Raw genomic sequence first — 23,027 nt, 5'->3', positions numbered from 1 at the left:
TCCGCATCTTCGTTCTGGTTTGTTGCGTGGTAGGCGTGCGAGGCTAGGGAATCGGACTCATGACTTCGGCGACGATGGTCCACGGACCGTTGCGCCCGTGGGGAATCACCTGGATGATCCGATACTCCGTACTGCTGGGCAGTAGAAGTTCTCGTTGGTTCGGGTACTTACTCGTTCTACCCAGCCATAGGGCGGGCGAGCCCGCCGGTACGTTGAGCCGCAACCGGTAGGGATTTCTGTTGAAAGTTGATTCTCCCCCCACTGATGTCGACATGAATCCCGGCTCCTGCTGGATTGTGCCCTCCAGGCGATCGAGATCCAGGAGGCTGTACCCCTTCATGAACCTGACGTTCTCCAGGGACCTGTGCACCTCTATCCCTTCGGGAAGCCGGTGAGCCCTGGTGGCCTGGTCAATCAGGGCGCTGCGTTCGAGAAAGTCGTCGACGGTCGGGTAAGAGCCGAAAGATACGGTGAGACGCTCTCTTGGGCTAGCGAATCGCTTCATGCGGCGCGCGATTTCACGACGTTGCCTGCTGTACAGCTGATTAGCGGAGTCCGAAGGGGATCCCGCGTCGAGGATTCCCTTGAGTATCCCCTCATCGGTTTCATGAATGCCAGGGCGTGCCAGTGCGGCCTTAAGATCTTCCGGAGTGTAGTGGCCATGGCGACCCGTACCCGTGTCTCCCATGATGCGTTGCAGGGTTGCCCGTGGTCCTGGGCTCAGGGTCGGATCACGCCAACTCGCAAGTAGATCGTTGGGGTTCTCGTTACCCTCCACGCGCAGGATCTGGTTATACACCCACCCGTAGTCCGAATATTCGAGAGCGGCACGCCTCTGGTCTCGTGGAAGATTGCGCATGTGGTGGCCTAGTTCGGCCTCCCCGTAGCGCTCGGCGTTGGCGTTCTGCTCGGATTCTGAGAACTTCCGCGTCCCGGCCGTGTTCTCGGAGAAGCGCCGAATCCCGTCCTCTCCGACGCGGCTGAATTTGTCCCAGTGTGCTGCGCCAAAATTACGGGATGGGTTCAGAGTGGCCGCGAAGTCGAATGAGTCACCGCTGTCATTGATCTGGAGTCCAGTGAGTCGGTACCAGAGCCGCATCGGCCCGAGAACGGCTTGTAGGGCCGGGCGTGGGATGCCGAGCTGTAACAGGCGGTCGAGCTTCGGCTGGATTCTTGTGACGATCTTCTGCAGTCGGGTCTCTTTGGACTGCTTGGATTTCTCCTTCTTCTTCTGGTCCGTGTGCTTCTGTTTCTTTTGCTCGGTGCGGTGCTTCTTGTGGATGCGCATGTGGTCGCGCTTCTTCCTGAAGAAGTCGCGGGCCTTCTTGGCGCTGTTCTTGAGGGCCTTGCCGAGTTTGGACTTGCGGAGTTTCTTGCCCAGAGCCTTGCCGGCGTTGCGGACCTTCTTGAGGGCGGACTTGACCTTGCCTTTGATCTTTTTGAGGGCGCGCCCCAATGGGGACTTTGGTTTGCGTAGCTTGGTGCGCTTCGGGGCCTCGGTTTCCTTCTTTTTCTTGGGCGATTCCTGTTTGTGTCCCGGGTGTTGCGGGTGGTCCGGCCTCTTCTCGTCGTGCCGGGGCTGCTTTTTCGGGTCCTCCGCGTCGCGTTGGCGCTTGGCGGCGTCTTCGTCGTGGCGGTGGTCGCGTTCGTGGTTGGGGGTGCGGCTGTTGGGGCGGTCGTGGGAGGTGGCGGGGCCCTTGGCGTGGGGGTGGGTGGTGGGGTGGTGTTCGGTGGAGGCGCCGGGGCGGGTGGGGACCTTGGGGCCCCTCGGTTTGGCGGGGCCGGTGGGTTTGCGGAGGGCCTGGGTGGCCTTGCGCACGGCGCCGCGGGCGCGGTTGACGGCGTTGCCGGCCGCCTTGCGGGCGCCTTTGCCGGTCTTCTTGAGGCCCTTCATGATTTTTTGGGCGATGCCCTTGAGGCGGGTGCCGACGCCCTTGGCGGCGCGGCCGAGGCGGGCCAGGAGGAGGTTGGTGATGAGTTCGAGGAGGGCGACGACGCCGGCGGCGACGGCTTCGGCGAAGAGGCATGCGGCCGGGCCGGACTTCACCGCCTTGAGGAACGCGAAGAACTTGCCGAAGGCGGCGAGGATCGCGCTGATGGACTGCCAGGCGGCCATCAGCCCCTGGACGATGGTGAGGATCGCGCCCGCCGCGGGGATGATCATCGAGACGACCTTCTCGATGACGAGCTGGGCGATCATCATCGGGAGGGCCGCGATCACCGCGTCCCACGCCATCTTGCCGATCTGCTTCAAGGACATGCAGCCCTTGATCAGGACGTTGATGACGGCCTTGCCGAGGCCGAGAATGCCCTCGACCTTGGTGTCGAACCACTGCTTGACGGCGGTCTTGATGGCGCCCCAGAGATGTTCCTGGATACCGGTCTTGGCGGCGCTGCCGGCCTTCGAGAGCCAGCCGCCGGGGTCCGGGGCGATGTCCGCGACGAGGGCGGCGAACTGGCCCAGTGCCTGGATCGCGGCCTCGGCGAACTTGAGGGCGCCGACGATGGCGTCGCGGTAGATCTTGATGGCGGCCTTGAGGCCCGCCTCCAGGACGTTGAGGAGGGCGTTGAGCCCGGCCGCGAGGGCGTCGAGGAGGTCGTTGACGGCCTTCTTGAGGCCCTCGGCGAGCTTGTTGACCGTGTCGATGGCCTTGTCGCGCAGGTCGTTGATGGCCTTGCGGAACTTGTCGCGGAGTTCCGGGAAGGCGGCCAGCAGGACGTCGCCGATGGCGATGAGCGCGTCGGCGACCGCGTTGATGGCCTTGACCGCGAAATCGCGGACCGCGTCGATCGCCTTGTTCGCCCAGTCCTTGAAGGTGTCGATGACGCTGTTGATGGCCTTGCGGGCCTCGTCGAAGACCTTGGTGACCGCGTCCAGGAGGCCCTTGAAGAAGTCGCCGACGGCACTGATGAGGCCGCCGAGGAGGCTGTCGGAGTCCTTCTTCTTCTCTTCCTTCTTCTTCTCGGCGTCCTTCTCGGCCTGGTCGGCCTTGTCGCCGATGTCCTTGTTGTCGCTGTTCTTGCGGTCCTCGACCTCCTTGTCCTTGCCGTCGCGCTCCTTGCTTATCTTGTCGTTGCCGTCCTTGTGCTCCTTGTCGGTGCCCTTGTCGGCCTCGTCGATCTTCTTGTCCTGCTCGTCGCGCCAGTTCTGACGCTCCGTCCTGGCCTGGTCGGCGACCCGGCCGCGCTCGGCGGTCTGCTGGTCGGCGTTGCGCGAGACCTCGGCGTCGATCTCCTGCTGCTTCTGCTGCTTGGCCTTCTGCTCGCCCTGCTGCTGGTCCTTCTCCTTGCCGGCCACCTCGGTCCGCGCCTGGCCCGTGGCGCTCTTGATGTCCCCGCCGCGCTCCTGTTTGGCCACCGCCCCGGCACCCGGCTTCGGCGCACCACCGGGCGCCGCGCCACCACCGGCCCCGGCAGGAGCCCGGCCGCCCTGGGCCTTCCCCTGGAGCTCCTCCTTGGGCGCGTTCGGGAAGATCCTGTCCTCGCCCAGCGACTTGGACGCGTCCGCCCGGCCGGTGTCCTGGATCTTGCCCTGCTTCTCCTTGAGCTTCTCCGCCTGCTTGTCCGTACGCTGCGGATCGCTCTCCCCCTCCAGCTTGATCCTGGGGGCCGGCCCGACCGTCTTGTTGCGCAGCTCGGGGTCGGTCGTCGGAACCTGGTCGGCCGCCGCCGCCACGCTCTGGGCGTCCTCGGCCGTCATCTTGCCGTCCTTGGCGGGCGGCAGCGTCGGCGTCCGGACGTTGTCGGTCGGCTTGGCGCCCTCGGCCTTCTCGCTCCCCTTGGCCCGCTGCTTCTCGCCCGGGTCCTCGGGGCCCAGCCGTTCCAACTGCCCGGTGACCGGAGTCTCCGCGGCCTCCTCCTGCGGAGGGCCCGACTGGGTCTGCGGAGCCCCCGAAGGCCGTTCACGCTTCGGTGGGTTCGCGTCGAGCCGCTGCTGCTCGTCGTTGACCTTCTTGTCCGCCGCGCCGTCCAGCCCCGGCAGCGCCTCCTGTGCCTGGTCCGGGGCGAGCTGGCCGACCGTGTCCAGCGCCGACTGCGGATCCTGCGACGAGACGTCCGGCGGCGGCTCCTTCTTCTCCTCGGTGCCCTGCGTGCCCCCGCCGCCCCCGCCGCACGCGCCGCCCTCCTGCTTCTCGGGAGCCGGCTCCGGCGGCGCACACCCCCCGCCGTCCTTCTCCAGCGAGGCGTCCGGCTGCGCCTTCGCCCCCTCCGGCGCCGGCGCGCCCATCTTCCCCGGATCGTCGGCCTGTTCGGCCGCCGGGCTCACCGCCGCCTGGGCGACCGACGGCGCCCCACCGGGCCCGGCGGCCGCCGACGGCAGGGCAGCCGGCTCGGTCCCGCCCACCGGCCCGCCGGGCGCCGCACCCGGCCCGGCCTCCCTCGGCACCGCACTCTTCGCGGCCGGCGCCTCCCGCTCGGCCCGTACCGGCTCGGCACCCCGGCGCGCCGCGGGGGACGGGTGCCGGTCCTCGCCGGGCGTACGGTCCGTGTGCGCACCGGCCGGCGGTGCCGACGCCGCGGCCGTACCGGACGACGCCGCGGCATCCGCACCGGAGCCAGCCGCCCCGTCCGTCGGAACCCCGGCCGGCTTCCCGGCCGCCGCCCCCTCCGGCTGCCCCGGCGCCTCGCGCTTCTCCTCCTGGGCGTCCTGCTCCTTCTTCTCCGCCTGCTCGTCCTGGGCTTCCTTGGCGTCGGGCGCCTCCTCGCCGCTGCCGCCCTCCGCGTCCCGGTCCGCGTCCTTGTCGTCCGCGTCCTGCTTGGCGCGGCGGGCGCCGTCCTCGTCCTGGTCCTGCGCCTGCTCCGGATCCCGCTTCTCCTCGGCCTCCGGCTCCTGGGCCTGCCGCTCCTCGGCCTCCGGATCCGGACCCACCTCCTGCTCGACCGGCATCGAAGGCTGGAGGTCCTTCTCGGTGCGGTCCCCCGCCTCGGCCGCCGGCCCGTGCTCCGGCTGCGGCGCCTCGCCCTCGACCGGCCCCAGTTCCGCACCCGGCGCCTTGGTCTCGGCCTCCGGCTCGTCCTCGTGCTCCTCGTCGTCGGCCGCGTTCTCCCGCTGCTGCTCGACCTGCTCGGCGCGCGTGGGCGGGGGCGCGGGGAACGACGGCAGCGCGGCATCGGGCTGCTCGGCGGTCGGCACCGACGACACGTCCAGATCTGTGGCCGGCAGGAAGTCCTCCGGCTTCAGCTCCGCCTCGCCCGCACCCGGACCACCCCTGGCCGGCGAACCGGCGTCCCCGCCCGCGCCGATGTCCCGCTCGGCACCCGCCTCCAGCCCGACGGGCTGCTCCTCCTCGCGCGGCGGGCCGTCCTCCTCGTCCTTCTCGTTCAGCCCGTGCTCGGACAGCGCACTGTCGCGTTGATCGGCCCGCTCGTCGACCTTCTCCGGGCGGACCGGCCCCGGCTGCTCCTTCTTCTTTTTTTCGAGCTCCTCCTGCTTCGACCCGTCCGCCGGCTTCTTCGCGTCGTCCAGGCGCTTGCGCTTGTCGGCACCCGGGCGCATCGCCTGCTGCGGATCGGCCTCCTCGCGCTCCCGCTGCGCCTTGCGCTCCTCCTTCGTCCGCTCGGCGCCGTCCTGGGACCGGTCGGCCCGCGCCGCGTCGGCCTGATCGGCCTCCTGGCGCTCCTGACCCTGCTTCTCCTCGGCCTGCTGCTCCTGGTGCCTGGTGTCCGCGTTCTCCTCGGCGCGTACGTCCTCCTGCGCCGTGCGCTCGCCGGCCTCCTGCTTCTCCGCCGCCGCGTCGCGCTGCGCCCGGCTCTGCTCCCGGTCCCCCTGCTCCGCCCGCCCCTTGGCGTCCCGCTTCTCCTCGCCGGCGTCCTCGGCGCGCTGCTTCTCCGTCCGCGCGGCGCCTTGCGCACGCTGCTCGCGGGCGTCCCGCTCCTCCCGTACGAGGTCGAGGGCGTCCCGTACCGGCTCCGGTGCCGGCGACGGCTGGAACCCCACCGGCAGCGCCTCGGACTCCGTCACCAGATCCAGCAGCCGGTCGAACTCCGAGCCGAGCAGCCGCACTTCCAGCCGGTCCAGCACCGACTCCTGCAACTCCGGTGCCATCCGCGCCAGTTCGAGGCGCACCCGACCCGAGCGGTCCTCCGGATCCCCCCGCAGCGACCGCAGCACCCCGTTCGCCAGCCGATCCACCAACGTCGCCGGATCCACCAGCTCCATCCGCCGCCGGTCCGCGTCCACCGTCGCGTACCGCAGCCACCCCGGCGTCGCCTGCCCCGGCTCCACCTCCGCCGCCGGCCCGCCGTCCCGTACGGCGCCCAGCATCGCCGCCCGCACGGACTCCTGCGCCGCCGCCTCCGCCTCCCGCTCCGCCGACTCCTGCGGCAGGCTCACCGCGCCCAGGTCCCGGCCCGCCCGCAGCGCCCCCAGGCCGTGCGGATTCTGCACCGTGTGCAGCAACTCGTGTGCCAGCAGCCGCTGCCCGTCCGCCGTCCCCGGCCGGTAGGCGCCCTCCCGGAAGAAGATGTCCCGGCCCACCGCGAACGCGTCCGCGCCCATCAGCTCCGCCAGCTGCCCGGAATCCCGGTCGGTGTGCAGCCGCACCCGGCCGAAGTCGTGGCCGAGCTGCTCCTCCAGCTCCCGCCGCACGCTCAGATCCAGCGGCTGTCCGGCCCCGCTGACGATGTTCTTCGGCTCCGGAACCGCCGACCTGCCCCGCTCCCGCCGCTTCCGGCGCTTCTCGTCACGGGCCGCCCGGGCATCCTGCGCCGCCGACTGCGTCGTACTCACCGGACCTCACCCCGCCCCGCGAGCCCCGCGTGCACGGCCCGGGCCAGCGCCTGCCCGATCCGCACCGGAGACGTGGTCGCCGGCAGCGGCGGCAGCCCGGCCAGCCCGTCCACCGCGACACCCGCCCCGTCCGCCGCCAGCGGCACCCCGCCCTCCCGCACCAGACGGGCCAACTCCCGCTGGAACGCGGCCGATACGCGCTCCGCGTCCACACCGGAGGCGAAACCGTCCAGGACCAGCTCCCCGATGTCGATCCGGACGCCGCCGACGGCATCCGGCCCGCCCGCCGCCGAGGGACGCGCCACCGCTTCCCCGGCCCCTGAGCCACTCCCGTACCCGGCCCCGAAACCAGCCCCGAAACCAGCCTCGTTCACACCCATCCGTGGACCTCCGACGGCGTCAGGGAGCGTTCCAGCTTCAGGTACTCGGTACGTGCCGCGGCCAGCATGTGCCGCATCTGGAGGCGGTCGCCCTCCTCCGCGGCGAGAAAGGCGCCGGAGAGGGCGATGTTGCGGATCGAGCCGCCGGCGACGGTGAGTTGGGCCAACAGCGCCGGGTCGATCCCCTTCGTCGGCGCCCGGGCGGGCAGCACCCGGCGCCAGATCTCGGCCCGTTCGCGCTCGGTGGGGAAGGGGAAGTCGACGACGAAGCGGATGCGGCGCATGAAGGCCGAGTCCAGGGCCTTCTTCATGTTGGTGGTCAGCACGGCCAGGCCGCGGTACGCCTCCATGCGCATCAGCAGATAGCTGACCTCCAGGTTGGCGTAGCGGTCGTGGCTGTCCTTGACCTCGCTGCGCTTGCCGAACAGCGCGTCCGCCTCGTCGAAGAGCAGCAGCGCCCCGCCGCGCTCGGCGGCGTCGAAGACCCGGCTGAGGTTCTTCTCGGTCTCGCCGATGTACTTGCTGACCACCTGGGACAGATCGATGATGAACAGATCCAGCCCCAGCTCCCGGGCCATGACCTCGGCGGCCAGCGTCTTGCCGGTGCCGGAGCCCCCCGCGAACAGCGCCGTCACGCCGAGGCCGCTGCGCAGCGCCCCCGCGAAGCCCCAGTCGTGGTAGACGGTCGCGCGCTGCCGCACGTGCGCGACGACCTCCTGGAGGATGCGCAACTGGCGGTCGGCGAGGACCAGATCGTCCCAGCCGGCCCGCGGTTCGATGCGGCGGCCCAGCTCGTCCAGGCCCATCCGCGCCTCGGCGAGCCCGGCCCGCCAGGCGAGTTCGGCGGCGCCCGGCCCGTCGGAGGCCGGCAGGTCGCGACGGACGGAGGCGGCGGCCGAGCGGACGATGTGCGGGGGGAGCTGGAACTGGGCCACCAGGGCGGCGATATGACGGTCCGTGATGTCCGGAACGTCGGCGAACGCCTCGCCCCACAGCCCCAGTTGCTCCTCGTCGGAGAGGGGCGGGACGGTGACGCGTTGGCCGCGCGGGTGGCCGGTCCCCCGCGGTTCCTGGCCGGAGACGACCAGCGGGACGGCGGCGCCGGCGATGAACGCGTCCGCGGCGGCGTGCTGTTCGCGGTCCAGCTCGCCGACCTCGATCAGGAGCGCGGCCGGCAGCAGGATCGCCTCCCGCTGCCAGAGCCGGGCCAGGAGGTCCCGCTCGGCGGGGGCGGTCGGGACGTCCTCGGCGGCCATCGCGTACAGGCCGAGGCCGCTGCGGCGGGCCGCGGTCGCCGCGATGTCGGCGCGGGTGCGCAGATCGCCGCCGACCAGCTCGACGCGTAACGGGGCGTCGGGCTCGGCGGCCGCCCACCCGGCCGCCACCCGGCCGGCGGCCCGCTCGTACGCGGGCGGCAGGGTCGCCGGCGGTACGGTGCGCCGCAGTTGGCCGTGCAGCCGGGCGTCCAGGTACGGCGCGCCGGCCAGGAAGTGCAGGACGCGTTCGTCCAGGCGCAGCCGGCTGGTGGTCAGCCGCGTCTCGTCCGCCAACTCGATCAGCCGCCAGCGGCGCAACGGGGCGACCGGGGTCAGGGCGCTCCAGTGGGGCGCGTCGAGCGCCGCCAGGGCGAGCGAGAACGTGGGGTGCGGGCGGGCCGGATCGCCGCAGGCGGCGGCGCAGCGGGCGCCGGTGGTCGGGTCCAACTCGGCGGCCGCGGCGAGCAGGACGACCTCCCGCTCGAAGGGGGTGAGCCCGAAGCAGTCGGCGAGGGTGTCGAGGGTGCGGGGGGAGGGGGTGGCGTGGTGGCCCGCCCGCTCGCTCGCCCTCCCGTCGGCGTCGGCCGGTCGGTCGCCCGGGGTGCGGGTGGCATGCGCGTCCAGGCGCGCCAACACGGCCCGGACGGCGGCCGCCAGCGCCGTGCCCTCCGCCTCGGGGCCCGACGCCTCCGGGTCCTGTTCGCCGCCGCCCGCCATGTCCCCCTCCGCCCCCGTCCCCCGCACCGCGCCTCAGCCCTCCCCGCCGTCGTCGCTGCGCGACGGGTCGTCGGCGCGGCGCGGACCGTCCGCCTCCGCCGCCCGGTCGCGGGTCGCCTTACGGGCCCGCGGCCGCGAACGGGCTCCCGAACTCCCCTCCGCAGCAGCGGACTTGCGGGGCGACGGCTTCTTCGCCGCCTTCTTCGCGACCGGCTTCGCCGCACCCGGCGTCGAGGCACCCGGCGTCGCGTCCTCCGCCGGCGCCTCCACCGGCCCCACCGTCGGCTCGTCCAACGGCACCTCCGGCACCACCTCCGGCACCACCCGCACCTCCGGCTTCCGCACCGGTCGGGCCGGTGCCGGCTTCTGGTGGCCGTCCAGCAGCACCAGCGACGCCTGGTAGGCCACCGACAGCGCATAGGGCGTGTTGTTGAGCATGCCCCAGAGCTTGGAGGTCTCGTCCACGTCCATCTGGGTCGGCGTGAAGCGGACCTTCTGCAGCGACTCGGCGAGGTCGCTGCCCGCCAGATACGGGCGTTCGGCCGCCTCCTCGATCAACTCCCTTGGCAGCACCGGGATTTCGTGCAGCGTCCGCACCACGCTGCCGATCAGCCGCTGGCCGACCAGCTCCTGCTCCTCGCCGTACGCGCTGATCAGGTAGTGCAGGTCGATCGCGGCGGCGGGGCGCTTGAGCAGGGTGCCGTCGGAGGCCCGGGTGACCAGGTCGGAGTTGCGCATCGAGGGGTTGTGGGTGACCTGGTAGAGGAAGACGGTGAGGGTCGGGTCGGTCGGGGGATCGGTCGGCGGCTTGCGGGTCTCCACCGAGACGGCCATGTCGATCTCGGGGTGCAGGTTGTGCTCGACCAGCAGCGCAAGGGCCTGGGTGACCGTCGCGAGGGCGAGTGCGTTGCTCATGTGGACCGTCCCCCTGAAGTCCGTTGCTGGGAAGCCAGATAGTCACCGAGGCTCAGCGCGGGCGCGCGCCGCTCGGGGCGGGCCGGGCGGCCGCCCGCCGCGGGACGTTCGGCGCCGGCGCTGACCTCCAGCCGGCCGATCTCCACGTGCACCACCCGCTCGGCGGGACCGCGCGCCGCACGCCGCCCGGCCGGGGCCTGGCCGCGGGGCGGCACGGGGCGGCGGGGCGCCGGCACGGCGTCGGTGCGCGGGCGGAGCGCGCGGCGGGCGCCCCGAGTCGCTCGGGACGCGCGCGGGGTCCCCGGCCCGGCCCGCCGCGGTGTCCTCCGGACCGGCCGCGCCCGCCCGCGCCCGCCCGCCCTCGCCGGCGGCCCGGGCCCCGGCGCGCGCCGCCGCCGCGGGACGCAGCAGGGGCGCGGGCCCGGGGCGGGCGGCGGGCCCGCGGTCGCGGTCGGCGCCCGACGCCGCCTCGGTACGGAGCACCGTCTCCCGCTCGGTCCGGGTACGGATCTCCGTTCGCCGCTCGGCGCGCGGGAGTTGACCGGCGTGCGGGGCCGGGGCGGGCCGGCCGGCCGCCCGTGGGAACGAGGGTCCGGCGTCGGCCGGCTCGCCGTCGGCCGGGCCGGGCAGCGCCGTCACCCGCTCGAACGGGCCGGGCAGCCGCGGCCAGACGAGCGTGGGCCGGCCCGGCCCGTCGCCCCCCGGCGGGCCGAACGGATCGTCCGGCGGCGCGGGGGCGTACCGGGCCAGCAGCCGGCCGAGGTAGTCGCCGGACGCGGCAGACGCAAGATCGGGTGTCTCGGGCATCTCAGGCATCCGCGCACAGCTCCAGGTAGTAGCGGCGCCGCAGCGGGCTGAGCGCCAGGATCTCGGGCTCGCTCCAGCCGTAGGCCGAGGCGAGCAGATGGACGTCGAGGAGCAGGTCCCGGGCCCAGGCGTCCAGTTCGGTCCACAGGTACCCGGCGATGTCCAGCTCCGCCGGGGTGGTCGCGCCGCACTCCGGGCAGGCGATGCGGAACGTCAACTCCGCGCCGGCGTCGGCCGATTCGGCGGCCTCGGCGAAGCGCTTGAGCACCGGGTCGGGCAGGTGGGCGAGCTCCTCGACCGTGGCCTCCCGGCCGGCCCGGTGGGCGGCGAGGGCGCAGCGGGCCGCGAGCAGCCGCCGGGCGTCCGTGCCGTCCGGCGGCCGGGCGGCGGCCACGGCCGCGAGGTCGCCGGGGGCGGGCAGCCGGAACCGCACCACCCAGGCTCCCTCCGCCACCCGCAGCCCGCCCTCGGGCGGCCGCGGGCGGGCCGCCGCCAACTCCCCGGCGTCCAGCTCGAACTCCAGCGCCGCACCGCACTCCGTCGCCGCACAGTCGAGCGTGACCTCCAGCCGGTCGCCGAACAGCGCCCGGCGCAGCGCGAAGAGGTCGGCCGCCCGCTCCCCGAGCGGTGCCGACAGCAGGGCGTCGGGCGGCTCGCCGGGGCGGGCCGCCCGGTGCAGCAACAGGGCCCGACCGGCCGCCCGTTCGGCCAGCCCGGCCTCCCAGGTGGCCAGCAGTTCCGCCGGCCCGGTGACCGCCATCGGCTACCTCGTCGCCGCTCAGGCCGGGTGGGTGAACGAGGGCTCCTGCGGTTCGGGGACCTCGTAGTCGCGTTCCCAGCCCTCGCATTCGAGCTTCAGGCTCTGGATGGCCACCGCGTTGGCGTTGGCGTCCATCTCGCCCAGGACCTGGTACTCGCTCGGCCAGGACCGGTAGATCTTGTGCGAGACGGCGACCTGGCCGGCCTCGTTGAGGACCTGGATGACGAGGTCCTTGCGGAAGTCGGCGAGCGACACCTCCGAGCCGAGGCCGGCGCCGACCTGCCAGACCTTGTTGGCCCAGCGGTCGAACTCCGGGTCGTGGGTGACCCCGCGCTCCAGGGTGATGCCCTCGAACTCCGAGCGCCCCGGGGACTTCCGCGGCGAGCTGGGGTCGCCGCCGTTGCGGTGCTTGACGACCTCGGTGGTGCGCTTGAGCGGACTGATCTTGCTGACCCCCGCGACCGTACGACCGTCCCACAGGACCAGGAACTTGAAGTTCTTGTACGGGTCGAAGCGATGGGCGTTGATCGTGAACTCAGCCATCGGATTCCCTCACGTCGGATTCCTGCACGTCGTTCCTGCGCGGCGGCGTCGTGGCGCGGACCGGCTGCCGACACCGTCCACCCGCCGCGCCCGGCGCCCGCGTCGTGGAGCTAGAGGTCGAACTGCCCGGCGAGCTGCTGGATCTTGACGATCACGAACTCGGCCGGTTTGACGGGTGCGATGCCGACCACGACGTTCACGATCCCGTTCTCGACGTCCGCCTCGGTCGTGGTGTCCTTGTCGCACTTGACGAAGTACGCCTGCCGCGGGGTGCCGCCCTTGAAGGCGCCCTTCTCGAAGAGGGAGTGCAGGAACGCCGACGCGTTGAGCCGGATCTGCTGCCAGAGCTGCTCGTTGTTGGGCTCGAAGACCACCCACTGCAGACCGCGCAGCAGGCTCTCCTCCACGTGCAGCGCCAGCCGCCGCACCGGGACGTACTTCCACTCGCTGTCCAGCGCGTCCGAGCCGGCGAGCGTGCGGGCCCCCCAGACCAGCGGGCCGACCATCGGGAAGGTCCGCAGGCAGTTGATGCCGAGCGGGTTGAGCAGCCCGTTCTCGCGGTCGGTGAGCTTGACGGTCAGCCCGTGCACGCCGGCCAGCCGCGCCCCGGTGCCCGCCGGGGCCTTCCACACCCCGCGCTCGCCGTCGGTGCGGGCGATCACGCCGGCCAGGGCGCCGGACGGCGGGAAGGAGCGCAGCCGGCCGGTGAGCGGGTCGGTCAGTTGGAGGTGCGGGAAGTACAGGGCGCAGTGGTCGTCGCGGACCGCGTCGAAGGCCCCGATCCCGGCCCGGGCGGCGTCCACCCCGGCCCAGGCCGCGGGCGCGTCCACCAGCAGGAACATCCGCCGCTCCCGGCACAGCCGTTGGGCCGCCGAGAGCACCGTGGTCATGTCGTCGACGGACTCGTACGACGCCAGCTCCGGCAGCGCCAGCAGATTGACGTCCGGGAGGTCGCGCAACGCCTGGAGGCCGCTCTTGCGGGCCTCGCTGCCGATGAGGTCGCGCGGCCCGGGCGGGTCGCCGTCCGCGCCGCCGCACAGCGCGAAGACCGGCGGGTTGACCGACGCCTCCAGCCCGAGGTCGTTGGCGCACTCGCCGACGAAGCGGACCACGTCACCGGGGTCGGTGGAGCCGGCCACCACCTGGATGCGGCGCCCGAAGGGGATGACCCGGGTGCCGGCGAAGGCGTGCCGGCCGGGGGCGTCCGGCAGCGACCGCAGCTTGTGCTCCAGCAGCAGCGCCAGTTCGGTGACGTCGCACGGTGGCTCGCCGTCGCAGTCCGGGTCGAAGAGCGTGAACTCCCGCTCCACCTCGCCGATCTTCACCGTCAAGTCAACGGCCAGATCGGGGAGTTGGTGGTGGAACGGCTTGGAGACGGTGCCGGACGGGTCCGGGCGGCCCTCGCCCACCGCGGCCACCCGGATCAGCGCCGAGCCGGAGTTGACCGCGGTCTCCACGAAGCGGCCGTCGCCGGGGTCCATGGACAGGCCGGAGAAGGACTCCCGTGCCGTGCCGTGCGCGTCGAGGACCTGGAGGTTGAAGGTCTCGTCCGGGCAGGGGGTTTCGTGGTCCACGGCCACCCGCAGGCCGTCGCCCCAGACGCCGGGCTCCTTGGCGTACACCTCCAGGACCGGGCACTGGCTGCGGCCCTCGGTGGACTCCAGGGTGACGCGGGCCTCCTCGCCGGTGCCGGCCCTGGTGACCCGGACGATCACCGCGACGGCACCGCCGTTGCCGAAGAACTGGTGGACGGCGTAGCCGACCGGGCTGCGCGAGGTCAGCCCCCCGAAGCGGCGCTCGAAATCGGCGAAGCTGGTGATCCGGACCGGCTGGTTGAGCGGACCGCGCCGGGTGTGGCCCACGAACGCGGTCACCGACGTCGTCACGGTGGTGATGCTGCGGATGCTGCTGGGAAGCTCTTCGACATAGACGCCGGGATAGGTCGTATGTGTCGGCATTCCCCCTCCAATCCCTTCAGGCACCGAGTGTGAGGACACCAAGGAATCGAGGAAGGGGGAGGGGCGACGGGTGCGGCGGGGACCACGACCGCGTGTACCGCGCCGGTCGTGGTCGGACATCCCCCGCTACCCATCAAGTTCCCCCGTCTGCATCCGATGAGGGCGGCCCGTGATCCGTGGCCCGACCCGCACGGGACCAAGCCCGAAGCGCGCGACTCCGGCCTGTGACTCCTGATGCGTAAGTGCTCAACGCAGTGTCTTTCAGGGCGAGTTGAAGGGTCAAGGACCTTTCCGGACACCCCCTGCGGAGGTCCCGTGCGGGGTGCGTCGCACACTCTTCAAGAACGGTTCTCCGCGTCCCCGCAACCGGAACCCGCTCACGCGGACGGCGGCCGGCCGCGGGCGGGCCCGTCGACGCGTCCGGGCCGGCACTCGAACGACGCGCGGCCGCGGAGTGCACGGTGGACGGCGGCGGGGTGACCCGCGGGCTCGGGCGGTCCTGCGAAATGACTGCGGTGGCCCGCGCCGCTCCTGCGGAAAAGGGGTCGCGGAGTGACTTGGCCGAAAGATCTGTGACCGTAATCACCGCCGGAGTGTGATCTGCGATTTAGGGACGCATGTCCTGCGGCGATACGCTGCGAGACGGACATGCCGCGTATCCGGCCACCGTGCATACGCCTCCCCTGTGACAGCGCCGTCACGTTGCCCTTCGCGGCACGCCCATCGCAGACGAACGAACCGCGATCACTACGGCGATTCTGAGAAGACAAGGGACGGACGCGCGTGGACCTGTTCGAGTACCAGGCGAGGGACCTCTTCGCCAAGCACGGTGTACCGGTGCTGGCCGGTGAAGTCATCGACACGCCTGAGGCGGCGCGCGCGGCGACCGAGCGCCTTGGCGGCAAGTCGGTCGTCAAGGCGCAGGTGAAGGTCGGTGGCCGCGGCAAGGCCGGCGGCGTGAAGCTGGCCGCGACCCCGGACGAGGCCGTCGCCCGCGCGACGGACATCCTCGGCATGGACATCAAGGGCCACACGGTCCACAAGGTGATGATCGCCGAGACGGCTCCGGAGATCGCCGAGGAGTACTACGTCTCCTACCTCCTGGACCGCACCAACCGCACCTTCCTGGCCATGGCCTCCGTCGAGGGCGGCATGGACATCGAAGAGGTCGCGGCCACCAAGCCCGAGGCCCTGGCGAAGGTCCCGGTCGACGCCAACGAGGGCGTGACCAAGGAGAAGGCCCAGGAGATCGTCGCCCAGGCGAAGTTCCCGGCCGAGGTCGCCGACCAGGTCGCCGACGTCCTGGTCACCCTGTGGCAGACCTTCATCAAGGAGGACGCCCTCCTCGTCGAGGTCAACCCGCTGGCCAAGGTCGCCTCCGGTGACGTCCTCGCCCTCGACGGCAAGGTCTCCCTGGACGCCAACGCCGAGTTCCGCCAGCCGGAGCACGAGGCCCTGGAGGACAAGGCGGCGGCCAACCCGCTGGAGGCCGCGGCCAAGGCCAAGGGCCTGAACTACGTCAAGCTGGACGGCCAGGTCGGCATCATCGGCAACGGCGCGGGTCTCGTCATGAGCACCCTGGACGTCGTCGCCTACGCCGGTGAGAACCACGGTGGCGTCAAGCCCGCCAACTTCCTCGACATCGGCGGCGGCGCCTCCGCCGAGGTCATGGCGAACGGCCTGGAGATCATCCTCGGCGACCCGGACGTGAAGTCCGTGTTCGTCAACGTCTTCGGCGGCATCACCGCCTGCGACGAGGTCGCCAACGGCATCGTCCAGGCCCTGGAGCTCCTGAAGTCCAAGGGCGAGAACGTCTCCAAGCCGCTGGTCGTCCGCCTCGACGGCAACAACGCGGAGCTGGGTCGCAAGATCCTCTCGGACGCCAACCACCCGCTGGTGCAGCGCGTGGACACCATGGACGGCGCGGCCGACAAGGCCGCCGAGCTGGCCGCCGCCAAGTAAGGGACGAGGACTCCAACAACCATGGCTATCTTCCTCACCAAGGACAGCAAGGTCATCGTCCAGGGGATGACCGGCGCCACCGGTATGAAGCACACCAAGCTGATGCTCGGTGACGGCACCAACATCGTCGGCGGCGTGAACCCGCGCAAGGCCGGCACCAGTGTCGACTTCGACGGCACCGAGGTCCCGGTCTTCGGCTCCGTCAAGGAGGCGATGGAGAAGACGGGCGCCAACGTCTCCGTCCTCTTCGTGCCGCCGGCCTTCGCCAAGGCCGCCGTCGTCGAGGCCATCGACGCCGAGATCCCGCTGGCCGTCGTCATCACCGAGGGCATCGCGGTCCACGACTCCGCCGCCTTCTGGGCGTACGCCAAGGCCAAGGGCAACAAGACCCGGATCATCGGCCCGAACTGCCCCGGCCTGATCACCCCCGGCCAGTCCAACGCCGGCATCATCCCGGGCGACATCACCAAGCCCGGCCGCATCGGCCTGGTGTCGAAGTCCGGCACGCTGACCTACCAGATGATGTACGAGCTGCGGGACATCGGCTTCTCGTCCGCCGTCGGCATCGGTGGCGACCCGGTCATCGGCACCACCCACATCGACGCCCTGGAGGCGTTCGAGGCCGACCCCGACACCGACCTGATCGTGATGATCGGTGAGATCGGCGGCGACGCCGAGGAGCGGGCCGCCGACTTCATCAAGGCGAACGTCACCAAGCCGGTCGTCGGCTACGTGGCGGGCTTCACCGCGCCCGAGGGCAAGACGATGGGCCACGCCGGCGCCATCGTGTCCGGCTCGTCCGGCACCGCCCAGGCGAAGAAGGAGGCCCTGGAGGCCGCGGGCGTGAAGGTCGGCAAGACCCCGTCCGAGACCGCGCTGCTGGCCCGCGAGATCCTGGGCGGCTGATCGCAGCCGCCGCCACCGGGCCCGCCCCCGCGCTTCTCGCCGAGCCGCCGCGCGGGCCCGTCCAACGGCGGCACCGCATGACGGCCGTGGGCCCGCACCCCCTCTTCGGGGTGCGGGCCCACGGCCGTTCGCGCGCGGTGAACGGGGGCCGGGCTCACCGGAGATCGGGGGCGAGCCGGGTGCCGCGCGACCGGTGCCGGGCGCGCTTGTGGTGCCGCTTGTGGTGCTGCTTAGGGGTTCGCTCGTGGGCCTGCCGAGGGGGTCGCTCGTGGGTCGGTGGGAACGCCGCCGGCGCGGCCGGGTGCCCGGACGGCGCGGAGGGCGCCGCCACCGCCGGCCGTGGCGGTCGGTGGCCGTCCGGTGCGCCGAGCGACACCGTCAGCGCCGTCGCCGCCAGCAGCCCGGCGGCCCCGAACCCCGCCCGGGTGGTCAGCCGGGCGCACCGCTCGGCGCCGGCCCGGACCTCCCGCGCGGCCGGCGGCGCCACCGGGCGGGCCGCCGCCAGCGCGGCCAACCGGGCGTGCAGCACCGCCCCCTGCCGGTCCGGCGGCAGCCCCCGCAGCCCCAACTCCGGCACCTCCTCGGCCAGGCACTCCCGGGCGTGCGTCAGCCGCCCGGTCGCCGCCGCGGTGCTGGCCTCCACCTCCACCGCGGTCGCGTGCAGCCCCAGCCCGACCCCGTCGTGCAGCAGCAGCGCGCGGCGGTACGGGGCGGGCAGCGCCAACACGGCCGCCAGCAGCGCCCGGTCGGCCGGCGCGGCCGGCGGCGGCGCGGGCGTCCCGGGCCCCGGCCGCTCGGCGGGCCGCCACCGGGCGAACGGTCCCCGCCACGGCGCCAACGCCCAGTCGTACGCGGCCGCCCGCACCCACCCCGGCGGATCGGGATCCGCCGCCACCTCCGGCCACCGCTGCCAGGCCGCCCGGAACGCCCGCGCGACCGCCCGCCGCGCCAGCCGGGCCCGCCCGGTGAGCAGCACCACCTGTCGGACCAACGGCCCGGCGTGCGCCGCGTACAGCGCATCGAATGCGGCCGATGGACAGTCAAATTCCTTGCTATCAGGCTCACTTGATGGCACGTCGGGGATCAGGTCGGACGGTCTGCGGTGGTGCTCGCTCATACCGGAAGTCTTCAAACGCCGGGCGGGGAGCGCGCGCGACACGGCGGACGAATGCCCGTTACGTGGCGGAAACGACCGTTATTGGCAGCATGGCGGTGTGAGCCAATTGACCGAACGCGGCACCACGTTGTCCTCGCACGGCCGGGCCGCCGCAGAGCGCTCCGCCGCGATCGGCACCGCCGTCGTCAGCGGGGTGACCGCCGCCGGCCTCGGCCTCGGCGCGCTCGCGGTCGCCGTCCTGCTGCTCTGGGTCGTCTCCCCGTACCCGGACAGCGGCCCCTCCCGGGCGCTGCACCTGGCCGCCGGGCTCTGGTTCATGGCGCACGGCGGGGGCCTGGTCCGCGAGGCGACCTCGACCGGTGCCCCGGCGCCGGTCGGCCTGACCCCGCTGCTGCTCGCCGCGCTCCCGGTCTGGCTGCTGCACCGCGCTGCCCGCGACACCCTGGCCGCGGCCGCCGACCCCCGCCCCGCGGCGCCGGGCCCGACCCTCGCCCCGCGCACCCTGCTCGGCGCCCTCCTGGCCGGCTATCTGCTCGTCGCCGCCGGTGCGTTGCTCTACGCCTCCACCGGCCGGCTGCCCGCCGCGCCGCTGTCCGCGCTGCTCGCCGTCCCGGGCACCGCGGTCGCCACCCTCGCCGCCACCGCCTGGCACGCCCTGGGACCGGACGCCGTCGCGCTGCTGCCGGTCCGCGTCCCGCGCGCCCTCGGCGCCCTGCCGGCCAAACTGCGCGCCGCGTTCCCCGGCCCCCGGCTCGCCACCGCGGGCCGGGCGGCGGCCGCCGCCACCCTCGCCCTGCTCGCCGCCGGCGCGCTGCTCACCCTGTGCGGGCTGGCCCTGCACGCCGGCCGGGTCGGCACCGAGCTGGCCCGGCTCGCCCCGGACTGGGCCGGCCGCTGCACGGTGCTGCTGCTCTGCCTCGTCCTGCTCCCCAACGCGGCCGTGTGGGGCGCCGCTTACGGCCTGGGCCCCGGCTTCACGGTCGGCGCCGGCAGCACGGTGGGGCCGCTGGGCAGCTCGCCGCGCCCCCGGCTGCCGCACCTCCCGCTGCTCGACGGCCTGCCGGAACCGGGGCCGGGGAGCTGGCCGGTGGGCGTGCTGGCGCTGCTGGTGCCGGCGGCCGCGGTGCTGCTGCTGGCGCGTTACGCGGTCGGGGACGGCCACCGGTCGTGGCGGTGGACCGCCGGGACCGCGGTGATGGCGGCGGGCCTGTGCGGGGCGGTGACGGCGGTGCTCGCCGGACTGGCCGGCGGGGCGCTGGGCCGGGACACGCTCGGCGCGTTCGGCCCTCTTTGGTGGCTCACCGGGCTGGCGGCGGCGGGGTGGACGGCGCTGGCCGGGGTGCCGGCGGCGCTGGGGCTGCGGGCCTGGCGGCGGCGGGCCGCGGCGCGGGGGCCCGCTCCCGGCCGCCGCGGGCTGCCCGGGCTCCCGTTCCGCCGCGGCCGGGCCGGCTGACGGCGCGCGCCGCGGAGCGCCGGCCCGAGCGGAGCGGGCGGGCCCCAACGGGCCCGGCCCACCGCCCCGTTACGGCTGCTGCTGGCTGAGCAGCGGGCGCAGCCCCGGCGGCAGGAGCGTCTCGCAGGACTTGCTCGCCGCCTGGGTCAACGCGTCGTTCACGCAGGTGAAGTAGGAGCGGTAGACGATCTGCACGGTGAACGTCGCGGCCACCATCATCAGCGCCAGCGAGGCGGTCACCAGGCCGCCGATCGCGGCGGTGGTCTGCGGCCGGACGCCCGGGCCGGGGGCGCCGCCCGGCCGGCCCGGCGCGGTCGCGGTGCTGCCGCCGGCCGCGCCGCCCCTGGGTGCCGCGTCGGTCGGCTTCTTCGCGGCGGGCTTGCCGCGCAGCGCGCTGATGCCCCAGTAGAGGGCGAGCGCGCCCAGCAGCAGGGCGACCTCCGGCAGGCTGAAGAGCACGAAGAAGAACGCCCACATGCCGGCCAGCAGGGCGTAGCGGGCCCGTCGTTGCGAGGGGTCGGTGGGGTCCCAGCGCAGCCCGCCGGGGCCGCTGCCGCCCGGTCCGCCGGGCCCGCCCTGGCCGCCGCCCCGGCCCGGCCGGGTGCCGAACTCGCCGCCCTGCCGGCCCGGTTGGCGGCTGCTCCACTGGCTGCCCCAGGTGGGCGGCTGGTCCTGCGGGCGCCGCTCCTCGCCGTCGTCGCCCTTGCCGTTGTCGTCGCCGTCGTCGGCCCGGGCCTGTTCGACGGCGGGGTGGCGCGGGCGCCACTCCTGGTCGGGGGCGCCGGCCGGCGGCGGCGCGAAGGGGTTGTCGTCCCGGCCGGCGGACGCCCGTTGGGCGGCGGGCGCCGGGCCCGGGGCGCCGGACCCCGGCGAATCCGGGGCGGACGACGACATGCGCTCGCGCGGCAGGAGGACCACTCCGGGGGCGGTGGTGGGCTGGGGGTACCACCCAGCCGTGGCTGGGGGAGGGAGGAGAGCCGCGCGGCGGCGTCGGTCCGGCATCTGGAGTGAGTCTTCCCCTTGTCGTGGGCGTCCGTCCGGCGGGTCGGCCGGGCGGACGGTCACCATGAACTGCATGCGTTCTCCCGCCCGACGCTACCTGGCGTGCTCGCCCCCGTCCCGTGGGGGCCGCGCGGTGTGCCGGTATCGTTGCTGACGGTCGGCGCGTTCGTAGGGTTCCCCGTATCCGCGAAACCCCTCGCTTTGTGCGACCGCACAAACCCGCACGCAAGCAGCACCCCAGACCCGCAAGCCCCGGCGAGAAAGACCGCATCGTGGCCCCCTCCTCCCTTCCCGCCCGCTCCGCCCCCGCCCGGATCGTGGTCCTCGTCTCCGGCTCCGGCACCAACCTCCAGGCGCTGCTCGACGCCATCGCCGAGCAGGGCGCCGGCGCGTACGGCGCACAGGTCGTGGCGGTGGGCGCCGACCGCGCCGGGACCGCCGGCCTGGAGCGCGCCGAGCGGGCCGGGCTGCCGACGTTCGTCTGCCGGGTCAAGGACCACCCGGACCGCGCGGCCTGGGACGCGGCGCTCACCGAGGCGACCGCCGCGCACGCCCCCGACCTGGTGGTCTCCGCCGGCTTCATGAAGATCCTCGGCAAGGAGTTCCTGGCCCGCTTCGGCGGCCGGACGGTCAACACCCACCCGGCGCTGCTGCCCAGCTTTCCCGGTGCCCACGGCGTTCGCGACGCGCTCGCGTACGGCGCGAAGGTCACCGGCTGCACCGTCCACTTCGTCGACGACGGCGTCGACACCGGCCCGATCATCGCCCAGGGCGTGGTCGAGGTCCGGGAGGAGGACGACGAATCCGCGCTGCATGAGCGCATCAAGGAAGTCGAGCGATCGCTGCTCGTCGAGGTCGTGGGGCGCCTGGCCCGGCACGGCTACCGCATAGAGGGACGAAAGGTACGTATCTCGTGACCGCCACCGAAGGTACGCAGCGCCCCATCCGGCGCGCGCTGGTCAGCGTCTACGACAAGTCCGGCCTGGAGGAGCTGGCCCAGGGGCTGCACGCGGCCGGCGTCCAGCTCGTCTCGACCGGCTCGACGGCCGCGAAGATCGCCGCCGCCGGGGTGCCGGTCACCAAGGTCGAGGAGCTCACCGGCTTCCCGGAGTGCCTCGACGGCCGGGTCAAGACCCTGCACCCCAAGGTGCACGCCGGCATCCTCGCCGACCTGCGCCTCGCGGACCACCAGCGGCAGTTGGCCGACCTCGGCGTCGAGCCGTTCGACTTGGTGGTCGTCAACCTCTACCCGTTCCGGGAGACCGTCGCCTCCGGCGCCACCCCCGACGAGTGCGTCGAGCAGATCGACATCGGCGGCCCCTCGATGGTCCGCGCCGCCGCCAAGAACCACCCCTCGGTCGCCGTGGTCACCAGCCCCGAGCGGTACGCCGACGTGCTCGCCGCGGCCAACGGCGGCGGCTTCGACCTGGCGACCCGCAAGCGGCTGGCCGCCGAGGCGTTCCAGCACACCGCCGCCTACGACGTCGCCGTCGCCACCTGGATGACCAATGTCCACGCCCCGGCCGAGGACGGCGCCGCGCTGCCCGAGTTCCTCGGCGAGACCTGGGAGCGCCGCAGCACGCTGCGCTACGGCGAGAACCCGCACCAGGCCGCGGCCCTCTACGTCGACGGCCAGCCGGGCGGCATCGCCAACGCCGAGCAACTGCACGGCAAGGAGATGTCGTTCAACAACTACGTGGACACCGAGGCCGCCCGCCGCGCCGCCTACGACCACGACGAGCCCTGCGTCGCGATCATCAAGCACGCCAACCCCTGCGGCATCGCGGTCGGCGCGGACGTCGCCGAGGCGCACCGCAAGGCGCACGCCTGCGACCCGCTGTCCGCGTTCGGCGGCGTGATCGCGGTCAACCGCCCGGTCACCGTCGCGCTCGCCGAGCAGGTCGCGGAGATCTTCACCGAGGTCATCGCCGCCCCGGCCTACGAGGACGGCGCGGTCGAGGTCCTGGCCCGCAAGAAGAACATCCGGGTCCTGAAGGTCGAGGGCACCCCGCACCAGCCCGGCGACCTCAAGCTCCTGTCGGGCGGCGCGGTGCTCCAGCACACCGACGTCTTCCAGGCCGAGGGCGACGACCCGGCCACCTGGACGCTGGCCACCGGAGAGGCGCTGTCCGCGCAGGAGTTGGCCGAACTCGCCTTCGCCTGGAAGGCGTGCCGCGCGGTGAAGTCCAACGCGATCCTGCTCGCCAAGGGCGGTGCCTCGGTGGGCGTCGGCATGGGCCAGGTCAACCGCGTCGACTCCTGCAAGCTGGCCGTGGAGCGCGCCGGCGAGGAGCGGGCCCGCGGCTCCTACGCGGCGTCGGACGCCTTCTTCCCGTTCCCCGACGGCCCGGAGATCCTGATCGCGGCCGGCGTCAAGGCGATCGTCCAGCCCGGCGGTTCGATCCGCGACGAACTCGTCGTCGAGGCCGCCAAGAAGGCCGGCGTGACGATGTACCTCACCGGCACCCGGCACTTCTTCCACTAGGGCCGCCGGACGTGCTTGAGGGCCGCACCCCCGACG

The 23,027-nt window shown here is 73.3% G+C and carries 15 protein-coding genes; 5 read left to right on the top strand and 10 right to left on the bottom strand.

Features of this window, described 5'->3' with window-relative positions; translation table 11 throughout:
• Positions 1-43: 43 nt before the first annotated feature.
• From PV796_RS15785 to PV796_RS15750, 8 genes are all read right to left on the bottom strand, one after another.
• Positions 44-6,730, bottom strand: a complete 6,687-nt coding sequence (locus PV796_RS15785) for an eCIS core domain-containing protein (protein ID WP_274913809.1) — start codon at positions 6,728-6,730, stop codon at positions 44-46.
• A complete protein-coding gene (locus tag PV796_RS15780; RefSeq protein ID WP_274913808.1) occupies positions 6,727-7,035 on the bottom strand; it encodes a hypothetical protein in 309 nt (102 codons plus the stop codon). The genes PV796_RS15785 and PV796_RS15780 overlap by 4 nt, the downstream gene beginning before the upstream one ends.
• Positions 7,036-7,100: 65 nt before the next feature.
• A complete protein-coding gene (locus PV796_RS15775) occupies positions 7,101-9,083 on the bottom strand; it encodes an ATP-binding protein (RefSeq protein ID WP_274913806.1) in 1,983 nt (660 codons plus the stop codon).
• Positions 9,084-9,116: 33 nt separating this feature from the next.
• Complete coding sequence (locus PV796_RS15770; protein ID WP_274913805.1) at positions 9,117-9,998, bottom strand: DUF4255 domain-containing protein; 882 nt, start codon at positions 9,996-9,998, stop codon at positions 9,117-9,119.
• A gap of 42 nt (positions 9,999-10,040) precedes the next feature.
• Positions 10,041-10,814 carry a hypothetical protein gene (locus tag PV796_RS15765; RefSeq protein ID WP_274913803.1) on the bottom strand — a complete coding sequence of 258 codons (774 nt, stop codon included), beginning with the start codon at positions 10,812-10,814 and terminating at the stop codon, positions 10,041-10,043.
• On the bottom strand, positions 10,807-11,565 hold the full coding sequence (locus PV796_RS15760) for a hypothetical protein (protein ID WP_274913801.1): 759 nt from the start codon (positions 11,563-11,565) through the stop codon (positions 10,807-10,809). The genes PV796_RS15765 and PV796_RS15760 overlap by 8 nt, the downstream gene beginning before the upstream one ends.
• Before the next feature lie 18 nt (positions 11,566-11,583).
• Complete coding sequence (locus tag PV796_RS15755; protein ID WP_274913800.1) at positions 11,584-12,108, bottom strand: phage tail protein; 525 nt, start codon at positions 12,106-12,108, stop codon at positions 11,584-11,586.
• A gap of 110 nt (positions 12,109-12,218) precedes the next feature.
• Positions 12,219-14,066, bottom strand: a complete 1,848-nt coding sequence (locus PV796_RS15750) for a phage tail sheath family protein (protein ID WP_274913799.1) — start codon at positions 14,064-14,066, stop codon at positions 12,219-12,221.
• Positions 14,067-14,849: 783 nt separating this feature from the next.
• On the opposite strand from PV796_RS15750, the gene sucC reads away from it, so the two are divergent.
• Together sucC and sucD are read left to right on the top strand one after the other, a co-directional pair.
• Positions 14,850-16,028: an ADP-forming succinate--CoA ligase subunit beta gene (gene sucC / locus PV796_RS15745; protein WP_274913798.1), complete on the top strand. Its 1,179-nt coding sequence runs from the start codon at positions 14,850-14,852 to the stop codon at positions 16,026-16,028.
• A gap of 21 nt (positions 16,029-16,049) precedes the next feature.
• Positions 16,050-16,934 (top strand): succinate--CoA ligase subunit alpha, encoded by an 885-nt coding sequence (sucD, locus tag PV796_RS15740; protein ID WP_016570512.1) that lies wholly within the window; start codon positions 16,050-16,052, stop codon positions 16,932-16,934.
• Positions 16,935-17,088: 154 nt separating this feature from the next.
• Here sucD and PV796_RS15735 read toward each other — a convergent pair whose 3' ends face one another.
• Positions 17,089-18,051, bottom strand: coding sequence for a hypothetical protein (locus tag PV796_RS15735; RefSeq protein ID WP_274913797.1), 963 nt, complete (start codon positions 18,049-18,051; stop codon positions 17,089-17,091).
• Positions 18,052-18,148: 97 nt separating this feature from the next.
• Between PV796_RS15735 and PV796_RS15730 the strand changes: the two genes are divergently transcribed.
• A complete protein-coding gene (locus PV796_RS15730) occupies positions 18,149-19,504 on the top strand; it encodes a cell division protein PerM (RefSeq protein ID WP_274913796.1) in 1,356 nt (451 codons plus the stop codon).
• A gap of 69 nt (positions 19,505-19,573) precedes the next feature.
• Here PV796_RS15730 and PV796_RS15725 read toward each other — a convergent pair whose 3' ends face one another.
• Positions 19,574-20,506 (bottom strand): hypothetical protein, encoded by a 933-nt coding sequence (locus tag PV796_RS15725; RefSeq protein ID WP_376567346.1) that lies wholly within the window; start codon positions 20,504-20,506, stop codon positions 19,574-19,576.
• Positions 20,507-20,778: 272 nt separating this feature from the next.
• On the opposite strand from PV796_RS15725, the gene purN reads away from it, so the two are divergent.
• Together purN and purH are read left to right on the top strand one after the other, a co-directional pair.
• The gene (gene purN, locus PV796_RS15720) at positions 20,779-21,423 is read left to right on the top strand and encodes a phosphoribosylglycinamide formyltransferase (RefSeq protein WP_274913793.1); all 645 of its coding nucleotides are present in this window, start codon (positions 20,779-20,781) and stop codon (positions 21,421-21,423) included.
• The gene (gene purH / locus PV796_RS15715; protein ID WP_274913792.1) at positions 21,420-22,991 is read left to right on the top strand and encodes a bifunctional phosphoribosylaminoimidazolecarboxamide formyltransferase/IMP cyclohydrolase; all 1,572 of its coding nucleotides are present in this window, start codon (positions 21,420-21,422) and stop codon (positions 22,989-22,991) included. The genes purN and purH overlap by 4 nt, the downstream gene beginning before the upstream one ends.
• Positions 22,992-23,027: the final 36 nt, after the last annotated feature.

Origin of the sequence: Streptomyces sp. WZ-12 (assembly GCF_028898845.1) — a bacterium.
In the GTDB taxonomy this organism is placed as follows: domain Bacteria; phylum Actinomycetota; class Actinomycetes; order Streptomycetales; family Streptomycetaceae; genus Streptomyces.
The sequence above is the reverse complement of the archived record's forward strand: the minus strand, read 5'-3'. Positions and strand labels throughout refer to the sequence as shown.